The sequence below is a fragment of the Fluviicola sp. genome (assembly GCF_030151805.1).
Lineage (GTDB): Bacteria > Bacteroidota > Bacteroidia > Flavobacteriales_D > Crocinitomicaceae > Fluviicola.
Genome location: NZ_JASLCN010000051.1, coordinates 1 through 16,046 on the forward strand (window position 1 = coordinate 1; position 16,046 = coordinate 16,046).

Below are 16,046 nucleotides of genomic sequence, written 5' to 3' on the forward strand. Positions count from 1 at the left end.
GGTATACAGGTTGGTAGGAGAAGTATGTGTGGTCACGTTCATTCCGGTAATAATCAGGTCTAAATCACCGTCCGCATCAATATCTGAATAGTCGATGAATCCTTGTTCTACCGGGATTAGCGAGCTGCTTGAGGACGAAATGGAGAAATTCCCGGTTCCGTCATTCAGATAGATTCTTGCTACGGAGCCTGATGATGATGATGTTCCTGTTACGATTGCATCGGGATCTCCGTCATTATCGACGTCAAATGTAGTCATCTGAATGAATGCAGTAAGATCTGAAAGGGGAGTTGTTTCGGTAAAATTCCCGGTTCCGTCATTCAGGAACAAACGCGCTCCAAGGAAGATATCCTTGTCTGAATCATCATCCACATCCACAAATTGCGGATATGCATTGATCGCAGAACTCATCAGGTCGATCGTTTCAAAAGGGGAACCACTCACAACTGTAAAGGTTCCGGTACCGTCATTTCTATAGAGGAATGATTTGTTCAGCATTTCGGATAAGACGAGAATGTCATCGTCCGAATCGCCATCAATATCACCCACTCCTGCAATGCGTTGCTGCATACCGGTTTCAGAAAACTGGTTTGCCGGATCAGGAGTGAACTGACCGGTTCCGTCATTGAGATAGATGTATATATTGGATATTCCTCCTGGCCCGGTTCCGCTGACATCCGTTCCGACAATCAGGAGATCCGGATTTCCGTCCATATTAAAGTCCGATACAAAGGACTGATTTGGGGAAGGGTCATTAAAAGCTGGTGTAAAATTACCTCCCGGTAAAGATGGAACCGGATGGAGTTCACTAAAGCATAAATTCTGTGAAAAAGAGGTGCTTACCAGTGCAAATGATAAAAGAGATAGGATGGTTTTTTTCATGGTGTCACTTAATTTAAGAATTGATGTAAAATTATCACTTTTTTGTTTTGTACAAGAATTTAGAGGATGGTATTAGAAATCCTTTATGTTCTTATATATGGTCCGTACTTAACCTAAGTCGGAAGACAGAAAAATCTTTTTCGGGTGTTATTTGTTCAAGGATATTTTACAGGTTTGAGAACATTAAATTCTCTATTCATTTTGGTATTTGTAATTGTTTCCTGAGTTCTTCCGCAAACTTCAAATCTTCTTCCATCAATTTGGTGTTGCCTAATTCTTTGTAAATTTTTGCTCTTGTTTCGAGCACTTCCGGGGTTGGTTCCACCAATTGCAGTAACAGATTGGCGTCGCCTAAAGCGTCGTTGTAGCGTTTCAATTCGATTAAAGCCAGCATGCGGTTATTGAGCGATGTGCTCAAAAACGGATTGTAGGAAAGTGCTTTATTCAAATCTTCCAATGCGCCCTTGTAATCGTTGGTTGAGATTTTAACCTGGGCGCGTTTATCATATGCTTCCGGATAACGCGGGTCGATCTGAATGGCTTTGTTGATTGCTTCCAACGCTTTTGTGTTGTCTCCCAGACTAAAGTAGCAGAAGCCTAAATTGTTGTATGCTTCTTTGTATAGCGAATCTTTCGAAAGGATTGTCCGGAAGTAGGAAATGGCATTATTGAAGTTTTTCTCTTTCGTTTCGCAGTAACCCAGATACAGGATCAATGACAAATCGTTGGGATTTTTCTTTAGGAGGTAGAGCAGGTCCGGTTTGCAGGCTTTAAAATTTCCGGTTTTATAGTACAAGGTTGCGCGGTCTTGCCGGGCTTCATCAAATTCCGGATTCAGCTCGAGGGCTTTTGAAACGTCTTTGATTGCCTGGTCCAGATCTCCTTTTTCGAAATTTACTTTGGCGCGTGATTTATAAACCGGGGCTTCAGCAGGGCGCAAAGACAAATACTTGTCAATATCGCGAAGAGCTCCGTCGTAATCGCCCAATAGATTCAGATAGTATCCGCGCTGAATATACGCTTCCGCATTGTTCGGATCGGTATTGATGCGGTTATTGGCAATGCGGATCGACAAACGGTATGAAGCATATTTGCTGGTGTCTTTATCTATCAGATCGAACTGAGAAAAGGCCGTGTGCGAAAGACAGATGAAAAAAAACAGTCCAAAAAGTTTCATTGCGGATTTGTTAAGTGTTTGAATGTGTTAAAAGTATTCGTTTTTGTTGTAAAACAAAAGATGGATTGATGAGAGCAAATCAACCGACGATTTCGGCTAACAAAATAGCTGTCGCCGTGGCCACATTCAAGGATTCTGCTTCTCCGAATCGCGGAATGGTTACAGGAACGTCGAAAAGCGCTTCAATTTCCGGTCTGACGCCTTTTCCTTCGTTTCCCATAATCAGGATGGCATCTTTTGGGTAATCGATTTCTTTGTAATTTTTTCCGTTCAGCATCGCTCCGAATTTTTGTTGCGGAGAACTCAGCAAAAATTCTGCCAGATCAATATAGTGAACAGGAATGCGGTAGATGGCTCCCATGGAAGATTGAATGACTTTGGAGTTGTAACAGTCGACGGTGTCCCGGGAACAGATCAATTGTCTGACTCCGAACCAATCTGCCAGGCGAAGAATGGTTCCCATATTTCCCGGATCCTGAATTCCGTCCAAAGCAATGGTCAATGCATTGGGAAGTAACCCGTTTTCCGGCCGTCTGAAAACGGCTAAACATTTATTCGGAGTCTTCAATTCCGAAATTTGCTCTAATTCTTTAGTTGTAACCGTAAATGTTTTGGAATAAAACTGGCCTGGAATTTGTGATGCGAATGCCTCAAGTGTAACCAGTATTTCTAAATGTGATGAAAGCGCAGAAATTCCTTCAAGGACTGATTTTTCGCCTTCTACAACGAAAAGCGATTCCAATTCACGGTTCTTTTTTTGCTGTAAAGACCGGATCCATTTTTGTTTGGCTTTAGAAAGGGCTTCCACTTTTTTTTGTCAAACTTACCAAATTCGCTTCGTTTAAAATGAATTTTTGTTTTGGTTTCTTATTTTTGTCTTATGGTGAGGCGCTTTGAGCTATTTAAATTCATTCATGCATTCGTAATTGCTGCGGTTGTATTTGTTGTTCAAAGTTGTTCGTCAACCAAGTTGGTTCCTCCCGGCAAGCATCTTTTGGTGAAGAACAAAATCACGGTTCAGGGCGATAAAATCAATACCTCGGAAGTGGAAGATGTCTTGAAGCAAAAACCGAATCTAAAAGTGATCGGAGTTCCGCTTCGTCTGAAATTGTATAATTGGATCGACAGTGCCAAAACCGAAAAGGGAAGAATCAAGAAACTGGATCGCTTAAATTTTAAAAACCGGAAAAAAGCCAAGCGCGAAATCCGGATCAACGAACGCAGAAGGCAGCGCGCTATCCGACATGGAGAACCGGATTACATTTATAAGAAAGTCCGATTACGCGATACGCTTGATCCGAATTCAACACTCAGACAATTAATCAAGTACAAATTCGGTGAAGCACCTGTTGTTGCAGATACCGGAGCAATGACACGTTCCCGGGTTCAGATTCAGGCATATATGCATTCGAAAGGGTATTTCTATTCGCATGTAAGCAGCCAGTTTGATACGATTCACCGCAAGCTGAATAAGCATAAGCTGAAACGCAAGGTGGTTGCAAATTACGATATCGTAACCGGAACCCGTTATTATATCGATACGGTGAAACTCATTTGTTCGAACCCGTCTGTTGAACACGATTTTGAGGTGTTTATTCAAAAAGAAACTGATAAGCAAGGTTTGAATTCGGATTTCAAGGCAAGTATTATCGACAAAAAACAGATCAACCTTCCTTTTGATGCAGATAAGTTCAGCGCATACCGGGGAGAACTCGCCAGTTATTTAAGAGATCAGACATATTTTGGTTTTGTTGAAACAAATGTCACCTATAAGGCCGATACGAGCAGGGTTTCAAATTCTCCCAAAACCAGTCTGAAAATGACATTGACGATTGTTTTGGGGGACCGGGTGGTACAGGATAAAAACAATCCGAAGAACGTAACCTATATTCCGCATGTTTCTACGCGGGTAGACAGTGTGTTTTTCCATTTTTCGGACACCAGTTATTACAAAGGAGATTTTAAATCCGATGTAGCCAAAAAGGGCCTGGACTTGAAGGAAAACGGTTTCATCATCACCCTGGATGATACGGTTTATAAAAAGATCCGGAAACCGGTTGAGGATTACGAAAAATCCCAGGCCGCAGGCCATAAGGTGATTATTAAAAGTCAGGTAGATAAAAATTTACTCGGAAAATACAAAGACAGTATTGATTTTGACCCGCATAGAGTGGCGACTTTTTATTACAATGGCAAATTGTTTGTAAGTCCGGCATTGATTGAGGCGCAGAATTACCTGGAAAACGACAATTACTACAAAGAATATTATCTCGAGCGTTCTTTTGAAAGATTGGTTCAGTTGGGATTGTTTTCGGTGATCAAACCTGAAATTGTGGAAACTTATCCCGGAAGCGGGCTTGTGAAGGTGCATTATTATCTGACACCTGCGACCAAGCAGAGTTTCAGTTTTGAGCCGCGTGCAAAGAACTCGAATGGTTTCCTGGGATTGAGTGCTTCGCTGAATTACAACAACAAGAATATTTTCAGAACGGGAACAAACTTCGTGTTCTCGATTTCAGGAGGTTTTGAATCCAACCCGAGTGTATTCTCCAAGGATGCCAACGGAAATAAGATCAAAACGCAGGAAAGAAGCTTTAACACGCTGGAGATCGGACCGTCGGCTAAACTGGATATTCCGGGATTATTTCCTTTCGGAGTGACGATCCTGGGGAAAAGACAAAGACCAAGAACGGAACTTTCAACCGCGTATAACTTTCAGAAAAGACCTGATTTCTCCAGAAGTGTGCTTCAGTTCAACTACATCTACAAATTTTTGGTTGGAGATGGAAAAACACAGTCGGTTTCTTTTGGTTTGCCGGGGGCTTCCGTCATCAAGTTTGTTTCGATCAAGCCACTGCCTGAATTCACGGAAAAGTTGAATGCACTGAATGATTTGTTTTTGAAGAATGCTTACCGCGATCAGTTTATCTGGGAAGATTTCAGGGTAACATATGATTTTGACAACGATAAGAAAACAAAGCGGAAGTATGCTAAATTGCGTTTTGTTTATTCGGGAAGTTTTTCCATTGCGGGAAATCTCTTAAATGGAATCACGTCGATCAAACCTCAGTATGATACGGCAGGACACAAGCTTTTTCTGGGAGTTCCTTATGCGCAATTTTCCGTGATAGATAATAAAGTTGTGATTTATTACAAAACCGGAAAACACAGTACGCTGGCGTTCAGAACCATGGCTGGTGTCGGATTTCCGATGAAAAATTCACCGACCTCCCTGCCATATGATTATTCGTTCTTTGCCGGAGGATCAAACGATAACCGCGGTTGGGTTGCGAGAACGCTTGGTCCGGGTTCGTACCAGGGACTTCTGGATCCGAATTTTGCAATTACCCAGATTGGAGACATTCGCTTCAATGCATCTTTGGAATACCGGTTCGGGGCGGGTGGAATTCTGAATCACGCGATTTTCTCCGATGCGGGAAATATCTGGACACGTAAAGAAGATCCGAATCGTCCCGGTGGTCAGATTTCTGCCGGATTCTTAAAAGAATTGGGTGTTTCTGTCGGATATGGTCTCCGTTTTGATTTCACCTACTTTTTATTCCGCTTGGATTTGGGGCTTCCGATTCATAATCCTTCTCTTCCCGAAGGAGAGCGTTGGATTTTTAGCCCGAAAACGGAATTTCACACCAAAGCAGAAGCAGTTTATGGTCCGGACTACAGAAATTTTATTCCGAAAAACCTCTACCGCATGTACCTGCATTTTGGAATTGGTGTACCATTCTAAGAGCTTGAGTTGATTTTTATGCTTTCTTCGTCATTATTTGGCGCTTTTCATTACTTTTACACCCCAAATAATGACTAAAATGGCTTATTCTATTAAACCCGGAGTTGCCTCAGGAGATGAGGTTCAGGAGATTTTCCGCTTTGCAAAAGAAAAAGGATTTGCGCTTCCAGCAGTGAATGTTACCAGTACTTCAACAGTAAATGCAGTAATGGAAACTGCAGCGAAATTGAATGCTCCTGTGATCATTCAGTTCTCAAACGGAGGAGCACATTTCTTCGCTGGTAAAGGTCTTTCCAATAAAGATGAAAAAGCTGCTATTTTAGGAGGGATTTCCGGTGCGAAACACGTTCATGCCCTGGCGGAAGCTTACGGAGTAACCGTTATTTTACATACGGATCACTGTGCGAAAAATTTGCTGCCATGGGTAGACGGCTTATTGGATGCCGGTGAGCAGTTCTTTAAAGAAACAGGAAAACCGTTGTATTCTTCTCACATGCTTGACTTGTCGGAGGAACCGATCGAAGAAAATATTGAGATTTGCAAAGAATACCTGGCTCGTATGAGCAAAATCGGGATGACGTTGGAAATCGAATTGGGTATTACCGGTGGAGAAGAAGACGGTGTGGATAACAGCGATGTGGATTCTTCTAAATTGTATACACAACCGGAAGAAGTGGCGTTTGCTTACGAAGAATTGATGAAAGTGAGTCCGCGATTTACGATTGCAGCTGCATTCGGAAATGTTCACGGAGTATATAAACCCGGGAATGTGAAACTGACACCGAAGATCTTGTTGAACTCTCAGAACTTTGTTCAGGAGAAATTCCATACAGGACACAACCCGGTTGATTTTGTATTCCATGGAGGTTCTGGTTCTACCGTTGAAGAAATTCGTGAGGCAATTGGCTACGGAGTGATTAAAATGAACATTGATACGGATCTTCAGTTTGCATTTACAGAGGGAGTTCGTGATTATGTTGATTCTAAAATTGATTACCTGAGAACTCAAATCGGAAACCCGGAAGGTGATGATGTTCCGAATAAGAAATATTACGATCCGAGAAAATGGTTGCGTGAGGGTGAGTTGACATTTGTGAAACGCCTGGAGCAGTCATTCGAAGATTTGAATAACGTAAATACATTGACTAAATAAGCTGGTGATATGAGTTGGTTTAAACGTTCCAAAGAAGGTATTACTACCTCAACAAAAGATAAAAAAGAAACTCCGGAAGGACTTTGGAGTAAATGTTCCCGATGTAAAACGGTGTTTACAGCTCAGGACTTGGAAAGAAATGCCTGGGTGTGTGACCGTTGTTCGAACCACGAAAGAATCGGTTCCGAGCAGTATTTTTATTTGTTGTTTGACGAAGGGAAATATGTCGAAATTAACGAGAAGGTAACTTCGGGAGATCCGTTGGATTTCGTGGATACAAAAAAATACACGGATCGAATCAAAGCAACACAGAAAGCAACAGGTTTGAAAGATGCGATCAGAACTGCATATGGAGATATGCAAGGTTTCCCGTTTGTTGTTGCTGCGATGGATTTCAGTTTCGTTGGCGGATCCATGGGATCTGTAATGGGGGAGAAAATCGCCCGTGCAATTGACAAAGCAATCGAATTGAAAGCTCCGTTTATGATCATTTCCAAATCCGGAGGTGCGCGTATGATGGAGGCAGGATTCTCATTGATGCAGATGGCAAAAGTTTCCGGTAAATTAGGACAATTATCAAGTCATAAATTGCCGTATATCTCTTATCTGACAGATCCTACAACCGGAGGTGTTACTGCATCTTTCGCCATGCTGGGTGATATCAATATCGCTGAACCGGAAGCATTGATCGGATTTGCAGGGCCTCGTGTCGTAAAAGAAACAATCGGCAGAGATTTGCCGGATGGATTCCAGACTTCCGAATTTGTTTTGGAACACGGATTCCTGGATTACATTGTGAATAGAACTGAGTTGAAAGAAACTTTGGGTCATTCATTGAAATTGTTCAGATCATAATTCCATAGAAATAGTATCCCCCTGACTTTGGCAGGGGGATTTTTTTTGCCATGAAAATACGGACGACAGCTCATTTTTTGATTTCCAGTTGGGCAGGAGGGAAGACAACTCAATTGTATATTTCTCCGGAGGATTCGAACCTGGGTGAACGAAACTTCGATTGGAGGGTCAGCTCTGCCGTGGTAGAAATTGAAGAGTCGGAGTTTTCCCTGTTTGAAGGTTACGAACGCATTTTGATTCCTCTCAAAGGAAGTCTGGAAATGGAACATGAAACGGAAAATGGCGTCATCAATCAATCGGTGAATGAATTCGAACTTGCCCGGTTTAGTGGAAGCTGGAAAACGAAAGGAAAAGGAAAACTAACTGATTTTAACCTCATTTTCAAGCCGGAATTCGCACCAAAAGTTTCTGTAAACACTTTGGAAACAGGTGAAGTGCTTTCCGTAAGTGAAACGGCGATTTATCTTTACCAGGGAATATTGGAAAAAGGGAATCAAAAAATAGTGGCTCCCGTATTCATCTTAAATGATCCGGATACATTTGTGGATTTCATCGTGAGCGAACCTTCAAAAGTCATTTCAATTCAGCTGTAATTGCTTCTGAAACGCGACTTCTCCTTTCTTTTTAACAAAACTAAATCGTTATTTCAGGGAATAATTCAACCGGAAATAATTATTCACTGAAATAGTATGAATATTCATTTGTTAGGAAAATATTTTCATTGGATACGGTGCTATATAGGGTAAAAGATTATATTCGTTCAACTGAAAACTATTGCAGAACTAATACATAGATTACCTTGAATAAAATAATAAGCATACTCACTTTTTTACTTTTGTTGTCCCATTTCGGATGGTCTGCAAAAGTGCGCGAAGCGGATACGTTGAACCAATTTGATACGCAGGGAAAAAGAACCGGATATTGGGTGGTTGATGAAGGAAATGATGCTACGACGCTTGACAGCGAATCAAAAAGAAAAGAAGGAAGATATATTAAGGGACGCAAATTCGGAGCATGGATTTGTTATTATCCTGATGGAAAAACTCCACGTTTGATCGGGGAGTACCTGGATAACAGACCCGGAGGAGCTTATTTCCGTTTTGACAAAAAAGGAGAATTGATTCAGGCAAGTACTGTTCCGCGAAAAATTACTCCGTCTCAGATTTTAGAAGCACATAATGGTTTGTTCGACTGCAGAATGTTTTTTCACAACCGTGAAATGGTTGCAGGACAAGTATTCTTTGCAAAACGTGCATTTAGTTCTCCTTATGCTTACCAATTCTGGGTAGAGGAGTCGATGCACCAAAACCAGTCTCAGAACGCACACGTTGATTTTAATTGGTTATCTCAAAATTATCCTCAATTGTACTCCACTTACCTGAGTGTAAGAACACCTCGTAATGTGAGTGTGGAAAACCCTGAAATTCAGAATGTCGTTAGTAAAATTGAACGAATTCAGGATTCCAGCCCGGTTTCACATTCCCGTAATTCCATGATGAATGCTCCGTTTGTGCATGCGCCACGTGTTGCCAGGGGAGTTGTATTCCAGCCCAACGGATTCAATAAACTATACACCGAATCCGATGAAATCTGGATTGACGGTTTGTTCAGAAACGGTCAGTTGAAAGATGGAAAAGTCTTTGTCTATGACCGGGACGGTGTCTTGCTGAAAGTGCGCATCTTTAAAGATGGTATGTACGTTTCCGATGGAGGACTATAAGTCCGATACGAATGAATAATTCCGAATTCCGAATGAAGGTTTGGGAAGAGAATAATTTAATTCGACATTCAGCATTCATAATTCGTAATTAGTTCTTATCTTTGCACCGTAATTCCAAAAGTTGGGATTGTACATAAAAATTATTCAAGTAATATTGGCATGTCATATTTAAGTTCAGAGAAAAAAGAAGAGATCTTCGCAAAACACGGAGGTGCAGCAACAAACACAGGTTCAACAGAAGGTCAGGTAGCATTGTTTACTTACCGTATTGCTCACTTAACTGAGCATTTGAAAAAGAACCGTAAAGATTACGGAACACAAAGATCTTTGCAGTTGTTGGTTGGTAAGCGTCGTAGTATGTTAGATTACCTTAAGAAAAAGGATATCGAGAAATACCGTGCGTTGGTTAAAGAATTAGGATTACGTCGTTAATTCGAAACATTGCAGTGACGGTGAAAATTTTTCACTTCAACTGTAAGCATATATTAAAGGGGGGCTTGTCGGATTATTCCGCTGTCCCCTTTTTTGCTTTAGTTCCCGATACTCCCGACGATTCGCTACGCTTCTGCCGGGAATTCGAACTGACAGCAAAAAGATGTTAGGACCATCAGATTTTAAGATGTCAGGACTCATCAATCCGAAAGCTTTAAAATCAAAGTCCATAACAAAATGACTTCCGGATGAAGTATTTGGATCGTTAAGACATGTCAAGTCTTGAGATTCTGACATCCTGAAGTCTATAAAACATGTAAAGTATAAATATGAATATAGGAATCAAAAAGTCCATCGTTACTGGCGGGAAAGAAATTTCCATCGAGACCGGAAAATTGGCGAAACAAGCCGACGGGTCAGTAGTGTTACAAATGGGCAACACGGTGTTATTGGCAACAGTAGTTGCGGCACCAGAAGCAAAAGAAGGAGTAGATTTCCTTCCTCTAACGGTAGATTACCGTGAAAAATATGCAGCAGCGGGTCGTTTTCCCGGTGGATTTTTCCGCAGAGAAGCACGTCCTTCTGAAGCAGAAATCTTAATCATGCGTTTGGTGGATCGTGCATTGCGTCCATTATTCCCGGATGATTATCATGCGGAAGTTCAGTTGATGATTCAATTGTTGGCTTACGATGGTGTAAACAACCCGGACGCATTATGTGGTTTGGCAGCTTCTGCAGCAATTGCAGTTTCTGATATTCCATTCAACGGACCAATGTCTGAAGTACGTGTTGGTCGTGTAAACGGTGAGTGGATTGTAAACCCTACAATGGAAGAAATGAAATCGGCAGATATCGATATGATGGTTGCCGGTACAATGAAAGATGTGAATATGATCGAAGGAGAATTCAAGGAAATCTCCGAATTGGAAATGGTTGAAGCGATTAAAATTGCGCATGCTGCAATTAAAGAGCAATGTCAGTTCCAGTTGGATCTTGGAGCATTGATCCCGACAGCAAACCCGAAACGCGTTTACTCTCACGAAACTCATAACGAGGAAGTGAAAGCGAAAGTGTACGAATTGGCAATGGATAAATGTAAAGAAGTTGCTCGTCAGGGTCTTGCTAACAAAGCAAAACGTACAGAATTGTTCGACGCGATTAAAACTGAAGTAAAAGAAGCATTCTCTGAAGAAGAGTTGGCTGAAGTAAGCGGTTTTATTTCTACTTACTTCTCTGAAGTGAAGAAGAAAGCAGTTCGTTGGGTGATGTTGAACGAACAAAAGCGTTTGGACGGTCGTAAATTTGATGAGATTCGTCCGATTTGGGCGGAGGTAGATTACTTACCAATGGTTCACGGTTCATCTGTATTTACACGTGGGGAAACTCAATCATTGACTACCTTGACTCTTGGTGGTAAAATGGACGAGCAATTGATCGACGGAGTTACTTTCCACGGAACAGAGAAATTCTTGTTGCATTATAACTTCCCTCCATTCTCAACCGGTGAAGCGAAACCGTTACGCGGAACTTCCCGTCGTGAGATCGGACACGGAAACCTTGCACTACGCGCATTGAAACCGGTTCTTCCTGAAGATAACGCTTACACGATTCGTTTGGTGTCTGATATCCTGGAGTCAAACGGTTCGTCTTCTATGGCAACAGTTTGTGCAGGTACATTGGCATTGATGGACGGTGGTGTTCAGATCAAAGCGCCTGTTTCAGGTATTGCTATGGGATTGGTTGCTGACGAAGGTAAATTTGCCGTATTGTCTGATATCTTAGGAGATGAAGATCACCTGGGAGATATGGACTTTAAAGTAACGGGAACTTCTAAAGGGATCACAGCTTGTCAGATGGATATCAAAGTAGACGGTTTACCATACGAAGTATTGATCCAGGCTTTGGATCAGGCGCGTGCCGGACGTTTACACATCCTGAACAAAATCATCGAAACGATTGCAGCTCCGAATCCGGACTTCAAACCGCAAACTCCGCGCATCGAAGCATTCAACGTGCCGAATGATATGATTGGAGCAATTATCGGGCCTGGAGGTAAGATCATTCAGGGAATTCAAAAAGACACGAACACAACCATTACGATTGAAGAATTGGAAACTGGTGAAGGTCGTGTTCAGATCATGTCGAATAATGCAGAAGATATGAATGCTGCAAATTCACGTGTACGCATGATCGCATTCCCTCCAACAGTTGATGAAGGTGGAGAATACGAAGGAAAAGTGAAAGCGATCAAGGATTTCGGTGTGTTCGTTGAAATTCTTCCCGGAACTGACGGATTGATCCATATTTCTGAGTTCTCCTGGGAGAAAGTAGCGAAAATGGAAGATGTGGTAAAAGAAGGAGATGTATTGAAGTTTAAAGTTGTTGGGAAAGACCCGAAAACGAAAAAATGGAAATTGTCTCGTAAAGTATTGTTGCCAAGACCAGAGAAAGCTGCTGAAGCTCCAAAAGCTGAGTAATTTACAACGCTATAAAATGAGAAGCCCCGATAGTTGTTATCGGGGCTTTTTGTTTTTATCCTGACGAATTGTGCAGGGTTCAGTCAAGTTAAACATTCATCTTCAAGGTATAATCAACAGAATGTTTTCCGGATCCGATGATCAGAAAGAATGATGCCGCAAGGAGAGCTGCAAGGGCTTGTATCAAAGCGAATGCGTCCATTGTTCCTGTGAAGTTGATGATCACAGCCCCAATCAATATCGGATATTGAAATGCGAGAGAAAGTCGGGTGAGTAGACCCACCGCAACCAGAATACCACCAGCAAAATGAGACATGGCGATATAATGTGCTAAAATCAGTGTAATTGCATCCGGATGATTCGGAGCAATTAAATGAGTCAATTCTTTTGTTTGTCCGGAAAACTGTATTCCTTTCCAAAACAAGAAAACACCCAAACCAATACGAAGCACATCCAAACCAATTGATGTATGAGCGTTCGCCCATTTATTCATTCTAACAATTGTTTTCATGGCGCAATTATTTGTAATAAATAGTAAGTTAATGAAATACAGGTTGATAATCAACTTTATAACACTATTTATATCTCCGGATTGCGTTCAGAGTTCTATTTTATTCAGATTCCCTTTTTCATCTATTGTATAAATGGCTTTGGTTTTGGATTTTTCCTTTGCTTTTAGTTCTTCCTCTACTTTTTTCCGGATTTCTTCTTCCGTGTCAGGAGTCACATATTCGGTAACCAATTTGTAATAGAATTGAATGACCGGTTGTGTATTGTTGGGGTTGAATACAAAATCAACTTGTTTGAGGTTGTAGTCGAAATAGTTGTCCACATCTACTGCCCGGTTCAGTGAAAGTGTGGAGTTTTGGGAAAGATGGTGTTTGTAGAAACTCGGATTTTGGATGAGGGATTTCAAATAACGTTCGGAAGGATAATACGTGTCGGAATGACGCGTGATTTTTACTTTCGCATTGTCAATATTTGCTCCCAGGTCCTTGCATAATTTCTTTTTCTGATTCACCAGTTCGACCAGTTTATCATTCATTTTTTCGTAAACAGGTTTCGAATCGTTCAAATAAGCCTGGGCATTGATCAAGTCGTAAATGCCGTGTTTCAGACAAATTTCAGCCAGGCGCGGAATACGTGAAAAATCTGTGACGTTAAAAACAATGTTTTCCGTGACTTTGTAACCGATCGGGGCAATGGAATCCGTTCGCTGAAAATCGAAAATGGGGTCAAGGGCAATCACATCGAAAATCACATCTTTTCGGGAAAGCCCGATTTCGGAAACAGCCTTCGCAATGGAATCCGATTTTCGGCTCAGTAATTCTTCCGTTTTTTCTACGGAATTCGCAATGAATGAAGTCGTATACGTGATTTGATATCCATCCGGAATGGCGTTGTAAATGACTTCTGTCGAAATCGTCATATTGTGTGCGTCTCCGTTGATGTTTATCTCGTAACCGTTGATCGAAGAGTTCCGGGCATCGTTGTAATTCCGGTTGTCAAGTTGCCCGGATACGTGAATAAAACACAGGGCAAAAATGGAAAGTAGGATTGTTTTCATGTTTTTTGATTTTTGGTGAGTGTTTAAACTGTAAATTGGTAAACGATAAGTACCTTTTTATCGTTAATACCTAAAAATCAAAAAAGTCACAGATGTCAAACCGAAAATCTTTTTCAATCAGAGACCGGATCAAAAGTTTCGGGTATGCATTAGCAGGTTTGAAAACGCTTTTCATCGAAGAGCACAATGCGCGCATTCACCTGGTTTCGGCACTGATTGCAATTACCCTGGGTTTTGTGCTGGAAATCTCACTAAATGAATGGATTTCCTTGATTATAGTGATGAGCCTGGTGTTCATTTGTGAGTTGATCAACACGTCATTGGAAGCTTTGGCCGATTTTGCTTCTCCTGAAAAACACCCGCAAATCAAAAAAGTGAAAGATTTAGCAGCGGCGGCTGTACTAATCAGTGCAGTTTCTGCGTTAATAACGGGAATCATCATTTTTGCACCTAAATTCATATTCTTATGTACAAACAGCTAATCAAAACCAATCAATTTCAAATTTCCCTGTTCATGGGAATTTTATCTGTTTTTTGTTTCGCGCTTTCCCTGTTGAGAGTAGAACTTTCCGGAACCAGGCATTTTTTATTTCTGAACTGGAATCTGTTTCTGGCATTTATTCCCTGGGTTTTTACGCTTATTCTGACGATGAGCCCTAATTTGCAAAAAAAACGCATGGTTGTTTTCGGAATGCTTGGATTTTGGCTGTTGTTCTTTCCGAATGCGTCTTATATTCTGACAGATTTATTTCATTTAAGTCATCACTCATCCATGCCGATTTGGTTTGATCTTGTATTGATTTTGTCCTTCGCCTGGACGGGTTTGCTTTATGGATTTTTGAGTTTGTGGAATCTGGAAGAACTCATGAAACAATTCATGTCATCAAAAGTCGTTTCACTGATCTCTATTTTATTGTTGTTTGTCAGCAGTTTCGGGATCTATATTGGAAGATATCTGCGTTGGAACAGCTGGGATATTCTGCATCAACCCGGAAAACTAATGACAGATATCGGAGACCGGATCATTAATCCGATGGATCATCCGAGAACCTGGGGTGTAACGATTTTTATGGGCTTGTTCCTGACCATGTTGTACCTTACTTTTTCGCTTTTAAGGAGTAGGAAAGTTTCTCATAGTGTTTAACTTTACTTCTATGAAAATACTACTGACTCTGTTTTTGATTGCTTTCGGATTGAGTGGATTTGCTCAGAATGAAACCCGTTATAACCAGGTGTTCGATTCGGTTTGCAAATACAACAAGCAAAAAGAAGGAATTGTTTATTTTGAGTCGGAGCTCAAAAAGTTCCCAAAAAATGAATGGATTTTACGTTCTCTTGGAGCTTTGAATTTTCAATTAGACCGTTTTAAAGAAACCAGGATTTTTTACAACAAGGCTTTGGAAGTAAACCCGGAATGTGCGAAGTGCTATTTCTATCTTGCGCAGGTTCTGGTGAATGAAGATCATTTAGACGGGGCCTACCAGGCTATTGAAAAGGGAATCGGAATCAATGCAAAAGAAGGCTCCTTATATTCGCTGCGCGGGAGGCTGAAAATATACCAGGGAAATGAAATCGGCGGTTTGAATGATTTGTCGAAAGCCATTTCTGTTGAACCCAACAATGCGATTTATTACCAAGAGCGGGCTGGATATTTCATGAGCAAAGAGAATTACCTGTCTGCGAAAAGAGATTTGTTGAAAGCAGTCGAATTGGATCCGAAGAACCTTACTGTTTACAATTACCTGGCACAAGTCTATTCCTACGAGCGGGATTTTCCAAATGCATTGAAATCAATTAATAAAGCACTTGAGTTAGCCCCGAACGATGTGAGGTCTTTGCTGACGCGGGGAGAAGTGTATTTTATGAATGAAGAATATGCTGCTGCAATTGAAAATTACGGGTTGGTGACGCAGTTACAACCAGGAAATTATGAAGCACATCATTATTTGGCAAATGCTTATTACGAATTGGAAAGGATGGATGATTTTTGCACGTCGATTTCGCGTTCCATTCAATTGATGGAAGAACAAAAGATCAA

Annotated in this window: 15 protein-coding genes; 10 read left to right on the forward strand and 5 right to left on the reverse strand. The window is 41.2% G+C overall.

The window, feature by feature from the left end; translation table 11 throughout:
- From Q1V93_RS02000 to Q1V93_RS02010, 3 genes are all read right to left on the reverse strand, one after another.
- A partial coding sequence (locus Q1V93_RS02000; protein WP_300660746.1) for a VCBS repeat-containing protein occupies positions 1–882 on the reverse strand: 882 nt, incomplete at its 3' end.
- 196 nt (positions 883–1,078) lie between these two features.
- The gene (locus tag Q1V93_RS02005; protein WP_300660749.1) at positions 1,079–2,059 is read right to left on the reverse strand and encodes a tetratricopeptide repeat protein; all 981 of its coding nucleotides are present in this window, start codon (positions 2,057–2,059) and stop codon (positions 1,079–1,081) included.
- Between the two features lie 79 nt (positions 2,060–2,138).
- Positions 2,139–2,867 (reverse strand): RNA methyltransferase, encoded by a 729-nt coding sequence (locus tag Q1V93_RS02010; protein ID WP_300660751.1) that lies wholly within the window; start codon positions 2,865–2,867, stop codon positions 2,139–2,141.
- A gap of 72 nt (positions 2,868–2,939) precedes the next feature.
- Between Q1V93_RS02010 and Q1V93_RS02015 the strand changes: the two genes are divergently transcribed.
- From Q1V93_RS02015 to Q1V93_RS02045, 7 genes are all read left to right on the forward strand, one after another.
- Positions 2,940–5,804, forward strand: a complete 2,865-nt coding sequence (locus tag Q1V93_RS02015) for a BamA/TamA family outer membrane protein (RefSeq protein ID WP_300660754.1) — start codon at positions 2,940–2,942, stop codon at positions 5,802–5,804.
- Positions 5,805–5,883: 79 nt separating this feature from the next.
- Positions 5,884–6,957 (forward strand): class II fructose-bisphosphate aldolase, encoded by a 1,074-nt coding sequence (gene fbaA / locus Q1V93_RS02020; RefSeq protein WP_300660757.1) that lies wholly within the window; start codon positions 5,884–5,886, stop codon positions 6,955–6,957.
- Positions 6,958–6,966: 9 nt separating this feature from the next.
- Positions 6,967–7,812, forward strand: a complete 846-nt coding sequence (gene accD / locus Q1V93_RS02025) for an acetyl-CoA carboxylase, carboxyltransferase subunit beta (protein ID WP_300660759.1) — start codon at positions 6,967–6,969, stop codon at positions 7,810–7,812.
- 50 nt (positions 7,813–7,862) lie between these two features.
- The gene (locus tag Q1V93_RS02030; protein ID WP_300660762.1) at positions 7,863–8,405 is read left to right on the forward strand and encodes a HutD family protein; all 543 of its coding nucleotides are present in this window, start codon (positions 7,863–7,865) and stop codon (positions 8,403–8,405) included.
- A gap of 206 nt (positions 8,406–8,611) precedes the next feature.
- The gene (locus tag Q1V93_RS02035; protein WP_300660764.1) at positions 8,612–9,532 is read left to right on the forward strand and encodes a hypothetical protein; all 921 of its coding nucleotides are present in this window, start codon (positions 8,612–8,614) and stop codon (positions 9,530–9,532) included.
- A gap of 159 nt (positions 9,533–9,691) precedes the next feature.
- Positions 9,692–9,964 carry a 30S ribosomal protein S15 gene (gene rpsO / locus Q1V93_RS02040; RefSeq protein WP_300660766.1) on the forward strand — a complete coding sequence of 91 codons (273 nt, stop codon included), beginning with the start codon at positions 9,692–9,694 and terminating at the stop codon, positions 9,962–9,964.
- Between the two features lie 329 nt (positions 9,965–10,293).
- Positions 10,294–12,441: a polyribonucleotide nucleotidyltransferase gene (locus Q1V93_RS02045; RefSeq protein ID WP_300660768.1), complete on the forward strand. Its 2,148-nt coding sequence runs from the start codon at positions 10,294–10,296 to the stop codon at positions 12,439–12,441.
- An 88-nt stretch (positions 12,442–12,529) separates the two neighbouring features.
- Here Q1V93_RS02045 and Q1V93_RS02050 read toward each other — a convergent pair whose 3' ends face one another.
- A complete protein-coding gene (locus Q1V93_RS02050; protein WP_300660770.1) occupies positions 12,530–12,952 on the reverse strand; it encodes a DoxX family protein in 423 nt (140 codons plus the stop codon).
- Between the two features lie 87 nt (positions 12,953–13,039).
- Positions 13,040–14,008 carry a hypothetical protein gene (locus Q1V93_RS02055; RefSeq protein WP_300660772.1) on the reverse strand — a complete coding sequence of 323 codons (969 nt, stop codon included), beginning with the start codon at positions 14,006–14,008 and terminating at the stop codon, positions 13,040–13,042.
- A 92-nt stretch (positions 14,009–14,100) separates the two neighbouring features.
- Here Q1V93_RS02055 and Q1V93_RS02060 point away from each other — a divergent pair, with 92 nt between their 5' ends.
- From Q1V93_RS02060 to Q1V93_RS02070, 3 genes are all read left to right on the forward strand, one after another.
- The gene (locus tag Q1V93_RS02060; protein ID WP_300660774.1) at positions 14,101–14,490 is read left to right on the forward strand and encodes a diacylglycerol kinase family protein; all 390 of its coding nucleotides are present in this window, start codon (positions 14,101–14,103) and stop codon (positions 14,488–14,490) included.
- Complete coding sequence (locus Q1V93_RS02065; protein ID WP_300660776.1) at positions 14,475–15,152, forward strand: DUF1361 domain-containing protein; 678 nt, start codon at positions 14,475–14,477, stop codon at positions 15,150–15,152. Before Q1V93_RS02060 ends, Q1V93_RS02065 begins: the two co-directional genes overlap by 16 nt.
- Before the next feature lie 10 nt (positions 15,153–15,162).
- On the forward strand, positions 15,163–16,046 hold an 884-nt coding region (locus Q1V93_RS02070; RefSeq protein WP_300660778.1), incomplete at its 3' end, for a tetratricopeptide repeat protein.